This is a genomic window from Methylobacterium sp. WL103 (assembly GCF_008039885.1).
GTDB classification, from domain to species: Bacteria; Pseudomonadota; Alphaproteobacteria; order Rhizobiales; family Beijerinckiaceae; genus Methylobacterium; species Methylobacterium cerastii.
Genome location: NZ_VRUX01000093.1, coordinates 1 through 11,111, shown reverse-complemented (window position 1 = coordinate 11,111; position 11,111 = coordinate 1). Strand labels below are relative to the sequence as shown.

9 protein-coding genes and 1 pseudogene are annotated in these 11,111 nt (G+C 68.6%); 2 read left to right on the top strand and 8 right to left on the bottom strand.

Features of this window, described 5'->3' with window-relative positions; all coding sequences use genetic code 11:
• The 5 genes and pseudogenes from FV222_RS08575 to purB all read right to left on the bottom strand — a co-directional run.
• Window positions 1–340: pseudogene (locus FV222_RS08575) on the bottom strand (histidine kinase); the annotation flags it as partial.
• Between the two features lie 51 nt (window positions 341–391).
• Window positions 392–1,684, bottom strand: coding sequence for an adenylosuccinate synthase (locus FV222_RS08570; protein WP_147764058.1), 1,293 nt, complete (start codon window positions 1,682–1,684; stop codon window positions 392–394).
• A gap of 159 nt (window positions 1,685–1,843) precedes the next feature.
• Window positions 1,844–2,185 carry a hypothetical protein gene (locus FV222_RS08565; RefSeq protein WP_147813835.1) on the bottom strand — a complete coding sequence of 114 codons (342 nt, stop codon included), beginning with the start codon at window positions 2,183–2,185 and terminating at the stop codon, window positions 1,844–1,846.
• A gap of 328 nt (window positions 2,186–2,513) precedes the next feature.
• Entirely contained in the window at window positions 2,514–3,371 is an 858-nt protein-coding gene (locus FV222_RS08560; protein WP_147813833.1) for a D-amino-acid transaminase, read from the bottom strand.
• A 63-nt stretch (window positions 3,372–3,434) separates the two neighbouring features.
• Window positions 3,435–4,742: an adenylosuccinate lyase gene (gene purB, locus FV222_RS08555; RefSeq protein ID WP_147764055.1), complete on the bottom strand. Its 1,308-nt coding sequence runs from the start codon at window positions 4,740–4,742 to the stop codon at window positions 3,435–3,437.
• Between the two features lie 365 nt (window positions 4,743–5,107).
• Between purB and FV222_RS08550 the strand changes: the two genes are divergently transcribed.
• Both FV222_RS08550 and FV222_RS08545 read left to right on the top strand, forming a co-directional pair.
• Complete coding sequence (locus FV222_RS08550; protein WP_147813831.1) at window positions 5,108–7,252, top strand: TonB-dependent siderophore receptor; 2,145 nt, start codon at window positions 5,108–5,110, stop codon at window positions 7,250–7,252.
• Between the two features lie 200 nt (window positions 7,253–7,452).
• A complete protein-coding gene (locus FV222_RS08545; protein WP_147813829.1) occupies window positions 7,453–9,150 on the top strand; it encodes a methyl-accepting chemotaxis protein in 1,698 nt (565 codons plus the stop codon).
• 102 nt (window positions 9,151–9,252) lie between these two features.
• Here FV222_RS08545 and FV222_RS08540 read toward each other — a convergent pair whose 3' ends face one another.
• From FV222_RS08540 to FV222_RS29440, 3 genes are all read right to left on the bottom strand, one after another.
• Window positions 9,253–9,999 carry an arginyltransferase gene (locus FV222_RS08540; RefSeq protein ID WP_147764052.1) on the bottom strand — a complete coding sequence of 249 codons (747 nt, stop codon included), beginning with the start codon at window positions 9,997–9,999 and terminating at the stop codon, window positions 9,253–9,255.
• Window positions 10,000–10,263: 264 nt separating this feature from the next.
• The gene (locus tag FV222_RS08535; RefSeq protein ID WP_147764051.1) at window positions 10,264–10,752 is read right to left on the bottom strand and encodes an RDD family protein; all 489 of its coding nucleotides are present in this window, start codon (window positions 10,750–10,752) and stop codon (window positions 10,264–10,266) included.
• Between the two features lie 82 nt (window positions 10,753–10,834).
• On the bottom strand, window positions 10,835–11,111 hold a 277-nt coding region (locus tag FV222_RS29440; protein WP_187277265.1), incomplete at its 5' end, for a hypothetical protein.

Here is an 11,111-nt window from a genome sequence, read left to right as displayed (position 1 = left end):
GCTCGAAGGCCTGCGCAGGCGGAGGTGCGGGTGGCTCCGGGATCGGTGCCGGCCTCGCCGGGGGAACCGGTGCTGGAGCAGCCCGCGGTGAGACGACGGGAGGCGGTGCGGGCTCAGGCGCGGCCGATGAGGCACCGTAGTCGCGTTCGAGGCGCTCGATCGCGTTGTCCAGCGCCTGCCGTTCGAGGTCGATGTCCGCCTCGGGCAGGGGTGGGTCGAGCGAGCGGAGCTGGCCGATCAGGGCGTTCCGCGCGCGCTCGTAGACCGCCTTGCGCATGGCCGGCGTCCGGTCGGGCAAGGCGTCGAGCGCCCGCGCCAGCAACGGGTAGTAATCGGCCATGTCCTCTGGAATCCGCGTGTTCGCGGTCCGTGCGTCGCACGGACCGGACGATCAATCCTCGAAGGGATTGTGCATCAGTATGGTGTCGTCGCGCTCCGGCGAGGTCGAGAGCAGCGCCACCGGGCAGCCGATCAGCTCCTCGATGCGCCGGACGTACTTGATCGCCTGAGCCGGCAGCTCGGCCCAGGAGCGGGCGCCGGCAGTCGTTTCCGACCATCCGGGGATGGTCTCGTAGATCGGCTCCACGCGCGCCTGCGCCGCCTGGCTCGCCGGCAGGTGGTCGATCACCGCGCCGTCGAGGCGGTAGCCGGTGCAGACCTCGATCGTCTCGAACCCATCGAGGATGTCGAGCTTGGTCAGCGCGATCCCGTTGATGCCGGACGTCCGCACCGTCTGGCGCACCAGCACCGCGTCGAACCAGCCGCAGCGGCGCTTGCGCCCGGTGTTGACGCCGAACTCGCGGCCCTTCCGGCCGATGGTCTCGCCGATTTCATCGAACAGTTCGGTCGGGAACGGGCCCTCGCCGACGCGGGTGGTGTAAGCTTTTGCAATGCCGAGCACGTAGCCGATCGCGCCAGGGCCGAGGCCCGAGCCGGTCGCCGCCTGCGCGGCCACGATGTTCGAGGAGGTGACGAAGGGATAGGTGCCGTGGTCGACGTCGAGGAGCGCGCCCTGCGCCCCTTCGAACAGGATGCGCTTGCCGGCGCGCCGCTCCTCGTCGAGGAGCGCCCAGACCGGGCAGGCATAGGGCAGGATCGTCGGCGCGATCGCCTTCAATTCGGAGAGCAGCGCGGCCGCGTCCACCTCGGCGATGCCGAGGCCGCGACGCAGCGCGTTGTGGTGGGTCAGCACCCGCTCGATCTTGGCCGGCAGGGTGTCGGCGTCGGCCAGGTCCACCACGCGGATCGCGCGACGGCCGACCTTGTCCTCGTAGGCCGGGCCGATGCCGCGCTTGGTCGTGCCGATCTTCAGCCCGGCGTTGGCGGTCTCGCGAAAATGGTCGAGCTCGCGGTGCAGCGGCAGGATCAGCGTCGCGTTGTCGGCGATGCGCAGCGATTTCGGCGAGACCTCGACGCCCTGTGCCTGGATGCGGGCGATCTCGTCCACCAGGTGCCAGGGATCGACGACGACGCCGTTGCCGATCACAGAAAGCTTGCCGCCGCGCACCACGCCCGAGGGCAGGAGCGCGAGCTTGTAGGTGACGCCGTCGATGACCAGCGTGTGGCCGGCATTGTGCCCGCCCTGGAAGCGGACGACGATGTCGGCCTGCTCGGAGAGCCAATCGACGATCTTGCCCTTACCCTCATCGCCCCATTGGGCGCCTACGACGACGACGTTCGCCATGCGTGCCTTCTGACCCGTGGCCCGTTCGCGGGCGCACGGCGTTGCGCCGCGCGAGAGAAATCCCGTTGCCGTGAGGGTGTTTCCGCGATCCGGTCCGGGAAATCAAGCAAACCGCCCCGCCGGAGCCGAAGCCGTGGGGGATGGCTGCAGGGCCGAGCGCTATTTGGCCTCGGTGCCGGGCTTCTGACCCGGCAGTTCGCCCGGCTTGATCACCGGCATCGAACCGGCGTTCGGGTTCGGCGGCTCGACCACCATGCCCGGCGCCGCGTTGCCCGGCGGCTTGATGACGCCGTCGCTCTGCCGCAGCTTGTCGCTCAGGGTGGAATCGTGCGGCGGCGCGTCGGCGTTCGGGCGCACGCGCTCGGGCGGCGTCTGGTTCTGGGGGGGCAGCACTGGATCGGTGTCGCGACCCTTCAGCGGCGCATCGGGATTCTGGGCGAGCGCGGCCGTGGCGACCAGCGCGAAGACCGAGGCGGCGAGCCCCGTCAGGACTTTGGACAACGAAGACCTCCCTCTCGTTCACGATCGGGAAGCAAACACCGAGGTCGGGAAACCGTTCCTGTCGCCGGAAGTGCGACACCGCTCTGCATGTCGAAGAGCCTTGCGGCATGTCCGTCCTTCGGACGCCGTCGCCGACCCGAACCAACACGCGGCTCCCTCTCCCAGGGGGAGAGGGTTGGGGTGGGGGGCGTGCCGTATCCGGAGCGGCCACGCCCCTCATCCTGCCCTTCTCCCCATGGGAGAAGGGACCTGCGCCGTTTCAGGAAAGCTCGGGCGTGCGATGACCGTGGAAGGCGTGGCGGGCTGGGGGACGACCGAACCGCCGGCCTCAATCCCCCCGCGCCATCGCGATGTAGAGTTCGCGTAGGCGCCGGGCCACGGGGCCTGGGACGCCCTCCCCGATCGGGCGGCCGTCGATGGCGACCACCGGCATCACAAAGGCGGAGGCGCTGGTGTAGAAGGCTTCCGAAGCCGCGTGCGCCTCGTCGACGGAGAACAGACGTTCCTCCACCGTCAGGCCGGTCTCGGCGGCAAGCCGCATCACCGCCGCGCGGGTGATGCCGGGCAGGAGCGCGGTGGAGAGCGGGCGGGTGACCAGGCGCCCGTCCTTGGTGGCGATGAACGCGGTGGAGGACGATCCCTCGGTGACTGCGCCGTCCTCGACCATCCAGGCCTCGGCCACGCCAGCCTCGGCCGCCGCCTGCTTGGCAAGCACCTGCGCCAGCAAAGCCACCGACTTGATGTCGCGGCGCTTCCAGCGAAGATCCTCGACCGTGACGACCTTGGCGCCGGTCTCGGCCAGCGTGTTGGCGATCACGGTCTTGGCCTGCGTGAACATCATCACGGTCGGCGGCGTGTCGGCGGGCGGGAAGGCGAAGTCGCGCTCGTACACGCCGCGCGTCACCTGCATGTAGACCAAACCCTCGACGACGCCGTTCTTCGCGACGAGCTCCGTCTGCAGCCGCTCCCATTCCGCCGCGTCGTGCGGGTTGCGGATGCCGATCTCGCCAAGCGACCGGTCGAGGCGGGCGAGATGCGCTGCGTTGTCGACGAGGCGCCCTTCGATGATCGCCGAGACCTCGTAGATCCCGTCCGCGAACAGGAAGCCGCGGTCCATCACCGACACGCGGGCCTGGTCGAAGGGGAGGAACTCCCCGTTGAGGTAGACGATGCGGGGTGACGCCACGGCGGATGCCTCGTGTTCGGGACGTATGATGAACCTGCCTCAAGCAGGATTCGTGCGGGTCGCTCAGCTGTCGCCGAACACTCGTGAGAAGATCGTGTCTACGTGTTTGAAGTGGTAGCCGAGATCGAAGCATTCCTCGATCTGCTCGGGCGACAACGCGGCGGCGACCTCGCTGTCGGCCTTGAGCAGGGCGAGGAAGTCGCCCTGCCCACGCCAGACCGGCATCGCGTTGCGCTGAACCAGCCGATACGCATCCTCGCGGCTGACCCCCGCCTGGGTCAAAGCGAGCAGCACCCGCTGCGAGTGGACCAAGCCGCCGAGGCGGTCGAGGTTCTTCTGCATCTGAGCCGGGTAGATCAGCAGCTTGTCGATCACGCCGGTCATGCGCGCCAGCGCGAAGTCGAGGGTGACGGTGGCGTCCGGTCCGATCATCCGCTCCACGGAGGAATGTGAGATGTCGCGCTCATGCCAGAGCGCCACGTTCTCCATCGCCGGCATCGCGTAGGAACGCACCATGCGGGCAAGGCCGGTGATGTTCTCGGTGAGCACGGGGTTGCGCTTGTGCGGCATCGCCGACGAGCCCTTCTGCCCTTCCGAGAAGAACTCCTCCGCCTCGAGAACTTCGGTGCGCTGCAGGTGGCGGACCTCGATCGCCAGGCGCTCGAGCGACGAGGCGACGACGCCGAGCGTCGCGAAGAACATCGCATGGCGGTCGCGCGGGATGACCTGGGTCGAGACCGGCTCGGGCGTCAGCCCCATCTTCTCGGAGACGTAGGCCTCCACCCGCGGGTCGATGTTGGCGAAGGTGCCGACGGCGCCCGAGATCGCGCAGGTGGCGATCTCCTCGCGCGCCAGGACCAGCCGCGCACGGTTGCGCGCGAACTCGGCGAAGGCTTGGGCGAGCTTGAGGCCGAAGGTCACCGGCTCGGCGTGGATGCCGTGCGAGCGGCCGATCGTCGGGGTGAGCTTGTGCTCAAGCGCGCGGCGCTTGAGGGCGGCGAGCAGCGCGTCCACGTCGGCGATGAGGATGTCGGCGGCACGCACGAGCTGCACGTTGAGGCAGGTGTCGAGCACGTCCGACGAGGTCATGCCCTGGTGGACGAAGCGCGCCTCCGGCCCGACGATCTCGGACAGGTGCGTCAGGAAGGCGATGACGTCGTGCCTCGTCACCGCCTCGATCTCGTCGATGCGGGCGACGTCGAACACCGCGTCGCGGCCCTTCTCCCAGACCTTGTCGGCGGCCGCCTTCGGCACGACGCCGATCTCCGCCAGCGCGGTCGTGGCGTGCGCCTCGATCTCGAACCAGATGCGGAAGCGTTCTTCCGGCGACCAGATCGCCGTCATCGCGGGGCGGCTGTAGCGGGGGATCATCGGCGTCTCGTCTACGGGCTGGTCCGAGCCGCGCGCCTAGCATGGGCCGCCGGGCGGCTCAACGCGCGGTGGCCGCCCGCCGGAACGGAGGATGGCCGACGTCAGCGTTGCAACTTGGACACAGACTGTAACGATCGGAAACAATCTGGAACGGATCCAGGATGAAAACCGCAAGGACTTTGCGCAATGCCGAGGGCGGTTTAGCGCAGACGTTGTAGTCGTTCTTAGAACGAGTGCAAAACATCACGGCTTAGTCTTGCGTCGTATCCCTTGTCCTGTTCGCGATTGCGCGTAGAGCCGCAATAGCGCCCCCGAAGCATTCGTGGGCTCGCGAACCAAGAACTACGACATCGGGACCCGTCATCATGCAGATCGCACCTTCGCCGCGCCTCCTGGCCGCGCTTCTCGGCTCGTCGTTCCTTATCGCGCCGGCGGTTGCACAAGTCGTCCCAGCACAACCGGCGCCCGCCGGCGAGGCCAACGTGACCCTGGACCAGCTCAGCGTCGAGGGCCTGAACGGCAACACCGTCGGCTACCTCACCAAGCGCACCCGGAGCGCGACGAAGACCGACACCGCCCTGATCGACACGCCGCAATCGATCACCATCGTCACGCGCGGGCAAGTGCTGGACCAGAACTACCAGAACCTCACCGAGCAGCTGCGCTTCGTGCCGGGCGTGATCCCGGCCCAGGGCGAGAGCAACCGCGACCAGCTTATTATCCGCGGGCAGAACACCAGCGCGGATTTCTACGTCAACGGCGTCCGCGATGACGTGCAGTACTTCCGCGACCTGTACAACATCCAGCGGATCGAGGTGCTGAAGGGCCCCGATTCGCTGATCTTCGGCCGTGGCGGCGGCGGCGGCATCGTGAACCGCGTCCTGAAGGTGGCGGACGGTTACCGCGTCCGCGAGATCGTGGCCGGCGGCGGCCAGTTCGGCGACAAGCGCGTCGCGTTCGACGTGGGCGACCGGATCAGCGACAGTGTGTTCTTCCGCCTGAACGCCGTCGCCGAGGATTCGGGCACCTTCCGCCAGTTCGGCGACCTGCATCGCTACGGGCTGAACCCGACGGCGACCATCGTCATCGATCCGCAGACGACGTTGAAGTTTTCGTATGAGTACTTCCATGACGACCGGTTCCCCGATCGCGGCATCCCCTCGCAATTCGGCCGGCCCTACCGCTACCGCGACAACCTGCGGACGTTCTTCGGCAACCCGGACGTGAACTTCACCAAGGTCGACGCCAACATCGCCACCGCGATCCTCGACCACCGGTTCGATTCGGGGGTCGAGCTGCACAGCCAGCTTCGCTTCGCCGACTACGAGCGGTACTACATCAACACGCTGCCCGGCGGCGCCGTGAACAACGCCGGCACCTCGGTGTCGATCACCGGCTATCGCAACGAGACCGACCGCCGAAACTACTTCAACCAGAACGACTTCACCTACCGCTTCCAGACCGGCGACATGCGCCACACCCTGCTCGGCGGCTTCGAGCTCGGCTACCAGGAAGGCGTGGTGTTCCGCCAGTCGGCGTTCTTCAACAACATCGCCACCAGCATCACCGTGAACCCGCTGGCGCCGATCACCCGCATGCCGATCACCTTCCGCAACAACGGCACGACCGACGCGAACGCGCGCTACAACCTTGGGCTCGCGGCGGTCTACGCGCAGGACCAGATCGACGTGACCGACTGGCTCCAGGTCGTCGGCGGCCTTCGCTACGACCACTTCGATTTCCAGAACGACAACCGCATCCTCAAGCAGAGCTTCAACCGTGTCGACGACCTCGTCTCGCCGCGCGCCGGCATCGTGCTGAAGCCGCTCGCGAACCTCGCGATCTACGGCAGCTACAGCGTCTCGTACCTGCCCTCCTCCGGCGACCAGATCGGCAACTTCACGCCGGGGCTCGTCATCGCCCAGCCGGAGAAGTTCGAGAACACCGAGGTCGGCGTGAAGTACGATGTCTCGCCGACGTTCCAGCTCACCGGCGCGATCTACAACCTCGACCGCCTCAACCAGCGCCTGGCCGACCCGAACAACCCGGGCTTCTTCATCCTCTCGGGCAAGACCAACACCCAGGGCCTGGAGATCGGCGCCAACGGCTACGTCACCGACTGGTGGCAGGTCGCGGGCGGCTACGCGCTGACCGACGCCCGCATCGACAGCGCCACCTCGGCGACGATCGTCAAGGGCAACACCGTCGGCCTGGTGCCGATCAACGCCTTCACCCTATGGAACAAGTTCGAAGTGACGAAGCAGTTCTCGGTCGGCGTCGGCGTGCTCAACTACACCCACACCTTCGCCGCGTCGGACAACACCGTCCGCCTGCCTGGCTACACCCGCATCGACCTGGGGCTGTTCTACCAGGTGAACGAGTTCGTGCGGGCGCAGGTGAACATCGAGAACCTGTTCGACCGGCGCTACATCGCCACCGCCGACAACAACAACAACATCTCGCCCGGCGCGCCGCGCACCATCCGTGCACAGGTGGTCGCACGGTTCTGATGGACGGCGCGCGCTTCGGGGCGGGGCCGGCGGGGCGTCTCCCGTCCTGACCCGACCCGACCCGACCCGGCGCGGGCGCAGGATCCCGAGCGGCGTGCAAGTGCGGAGGCAGGGCTTCGCACTGGTTGTACAGTGACAGATTGTAAACCCAAAATCGGGCATCCTGTCATCGCACCCCGCGCGCCTATCGGAATACAATCATGCGCCATCTGGCCGACATGAAGATCATCTTCAAAGTCGCAATCCCCTTCTTCCTGATCGCCCTGGTCACGCTCGGCATCGGCCTCTACGCCCGGACGATCCTCCTCGACTCGGCGCGGCAGACGCGAAGCCTGGTCGACGTCCAGGCGGCGCGCCTCGAAAGCATCCTGAGCATCCGGATCGCCGTGAACGAGGCCTCCGTCCAGGCTCGGAACATCATCATCGAGACCCGTCAGGAGGAGAAGTCCGCCTACAAGGCGCGCTACGACGACGCCGTGAAGACCAGCCTCGACCTCGCCGCGAAGCTCATCGCGATGTCCGACACGCCCGAGCGCAAGGCGGCGAACCAGAAGCTGGCCGACACTTTGACCGAGTTCTTCGCGGTGACGGACCAATCCAACGTCCTCGGCCTCAAGAATGCGGGCGACGCGGCCAGCGCGATGCTCCTGCGGGAGGGGGTGGTACTCCGCATGAAGGTCCGCGACATGGTCCAGCCGCGGGTCGAGCTGCTGACGAACGAGCTCCGCAAGGCTCGCGACAACGCCGAGGCCTCCGCCGCAAGCGCCAGCGCCACGCTGATCACCGCGACGGCGGCGGGCTTGCTCGGCACCCTCGCGCTCGCCTGCACCATCGTCGTATTCGGCATCACCCGGCCTCTGGGGTCCTTGGTGAACGTTCTCCAGGGCATGGCCAAGGGCGACGTCGACGCCACGATCCGGGCGGCCGACCGCGGCGACGAGATCGGCGCCGTCGGCCGTGCGGTGGAGGGCATCAAGGCGATGGTGGCGCAGAAGGCCTCCGAGCAGGCCGAAATCAAGCGCATCGCCGACGAAGCCGCCGGCGCCGAGCGCAAGCGGACGATGGTCGCCCTCGCCGACGGCTTCGAGCAGGCGGTCGGCGGCATCATCGGCATGGTCTCGTCTTCCGCGACCGAGCTGCAGGCCACCGCCCAGACCATGACGGCGACCGCGACCGAGACCGCGAACCAGTCCATCACCGTGGCCGCCGCCGCGGAGGAGGCCGCCGCCAACGTCCACACGGTGGCCGCGGCCGCAGAGGAGCTCGGCTCCTCGGTCCAGGAGATCAGCCGGCAGGTCGCCGGCTCGTCCGACCTTGCCCGGACGGCGGTGGGCGAGGCCGACCAGACGCTGCATCTGGTGGAGGCCCTGAGCCAGGCCTCCGCCCGGATCGGAGACATGGTCGGCCTGATCTCCAACATCGCCAGCCAGACCAACCTCCTGGCGCTCAACGCCACGATCGAGGCGGCGCGGGCCGGCGAGGCCGGCCGCGGGTTCGCGGTCGTAGCGAGCGAGGTCAAGGAGCTGGCCGGCCAGACGGCCCGGGCCACGGAGGAGATCGGCACCCAGATCGGCCAGATCCAAGGGGTGACGGGCCAGGCCGTCACCGCCATCGGCTCGATCGCGGCGCGCATCCGCGAGATCAACGAGGTCGCCGCCTCGATCACCGCCTCCGTCGAGCAGCAGGGCGCGGCGACCCAGGAGATCGTCCGCAACGTCGCCCAGGCCTCGACCGGGACCACCGAGGTGACCAGCAACATCGCCGGCGTGGCGCAGGCCTCAGAGGAAACCGGCGCTGCCGCAAACGAGGTGCTGTCGGCGGCCTCCGAGCTGTCGCGCCAATCCGAGCACCTCGGGAGCGAGGTCGATCGGTTCCTGCGGACCGTCCGCGCCGCCTGAAGGCGTCGTCACGACATCCCGGGCGGCGGCCGACGCCGCCCGGATTTTCGGACTGCGCGAAGGCGCACCGCCCGAGCAGCCCTCGACGTCCGAAACGGCCGCCTACTCCGCCCGCACCCAGCCCTGCGGCATCAGCCGTTCCTGCGGCAGGAACCGCGCCTTGTAGTCCATCTTGCGCGAGCCCTCGACCCAGTAGCCGAGGTAGAGGTACGGCAGACCCATCTCGCGGGCGCGGCGAATGTGGTCGAGGATCATGTAGGTGCCGAGGCTCCGGTGCGCCTCCGCGGGGTCGTAGAACGAGTAGACCATCGACAGGCCGTCGGAGAGCACGTCGGTGAGGCACAACGCCACCAGCCCGCCGACGCCGCGGCCGTGGATCGCCGTGTCCGGCCCGCGGCGGCGATAGGCCACGAGGTGGGTGTCGACGTGGCTGTCCTCGATCATCATCGCGTAGTCGAGCACCGTCATGTCGACCATGCCGCCGTCGCCGTGGCGGGCGTCGAGGTAGCGGCGGAACAGGGCGTACTGCTCCGAGGCCGGGCGGTTCGGCTCCGCCGTGCCGACGAGGTCGGCGTTGCGGGAGAGGATGCGGCGCTGGCTGCCGCCGGGCGCGAAGTCGGCGACGACCACGCGCACCGAGACGCAGGCTCGGCAGGTCTCGCAGGCGGGGCGGTAGGCGATGGTCTGCGAGCGGCGGAAGCCGCCCTGCGTCAGGATCTCGTTGAGGTCGCGGGCGCGTCGTCCGACGAGGTGCGTGAACACCTTTCGCTCCTCCTGGCCCGGCAGGTAAGGGCAGGTCGACGGCGCCGTCAGGTAGAATTGCGGTGTGTCGCGCGGATGGCTCGTCACGCTTCGCGCTGCCCTCTCGCCACGGGTTCCTGCGCCGGGCCGCGATCCGCAGTGTAACGCGGCCGCGGCCGCGCTCAATGGGTTGCCGGCAATCCCGCGGCGACATTTTCGCCGGGGCCGCCGCCGGGGAAGGCGACGCCGCGGCGGAGGTTCGCGGCTTATACCAGACCGCGATGAGCCCGACTCATCGAGGTCCGGCCCCCGCGACTGCGGGGCGGCGGCAATCCGCCGGACCTCATGGGTTCCTACCCATGAAACTTGGTATTAGCCGGCGCGGACGACCGCGAGGCCGAGGAGCACGTCGTGGCCGAGGCGCCGGTCAGCGCGGACGAGCCCGAAGGCGAGGTCGAGGAACCACAGCAGGAAGGTCGAGACCGCCACGTAGAACAGCAGCGCGTGCACGGCGGCGGTGAGGATGTCCACCGGCCGCCCGCTCTCGGGCGCGACGACGCGCAGGCCCATCATCCGCATGCCGAGCGTGCTCTGGCGCGACCCGCCGACGGTGATCGCGCTGTAGATCACGCCGCTGGCCGGCAGGATCGCGAACAGGGCCCAGCCCAGGCCGAAGGTGACCACGCCGACGAAGGCGATCGCGACCGACAGCAGGGCGGTGAAGCCGAGGATGAACAGGATGTCGAGCATGTAGGCGACCGTGCGCCCGCCGAGGCTGGCGCGGACGGCCGGCATCGCCACCGGCGGGAGGTAGCCGGGCGCATCGAACGGGCGGGCGTATTCGGGACGGGGGTTCAGCATGGCGGTGGTCTCGCGTGACGTCGCTGGTCCGTCACATGGGAAGTGCCCGAGCCCCCCTCAAGGCCGGGGCGCTCGCGCGCCGTCATGGCGCCTTCGGCTTCGGCTCCTGAGCGTCCGGGCTGTCGAGATAGTAGCGCTTGAGCAGGTAGAGGGAGGACTCGGACAGCGCCTTGCGATCGGTGGAGACGCCCTCGAGCACTGCGCCGGCGTTGAAGCGGCACAGGGCGAAGTGGGGCTGGTTGCCCAGCACGTAGTCGACGCGGACGCTGTCGGGGGCCGAGCCGGTGCCGGCCCGCAGGATGCGCACCGCCGTCTCGTCCGGCACCAGCGCCGGCACCGCGCGGCGGCAGGTGTCGAGG

Excerpts from the sequence above, each read along its gene's own strand:
- FV222_RS08545 (WP_147813829.1), top strand. The coding sequence starts at position 7,453 with ATGCGCCATCTGGCCGACATGAAGATCATCTTCAAAGTCGCAATCCCC.
- FV222_RS08550 (WP_147813831.1), top strand. The coding sequence starts at position 5,108 with ATGCAGATCGCACCTTCGCCGCGCCTCCTGGCCGCGCTTCTCGGCTCG.
- purB (WP_147764055.1), bottom strand. The coding sequence starts at position 4,742 with ATGATCCCCCGCTACAGCCGCCCCGCGATGACGGCGATCTGGTCGCCG.
- FV222_RS08570 (WP_147764058.1), bottom strand. The coding sequence starts at position 1,684 with ATGGCGAACGTCGTCGTCGTAGGCGCCCAATGGGGCGATGAGGGTAAG.
- FV222_RS08535 (WP_147764051.1), bottom strand. The coding sequence starts at position 10,752 with ATGCTGAACCCCCGTCCCGAATACGCCCGCCCGTTCGATGCGCCCGGC.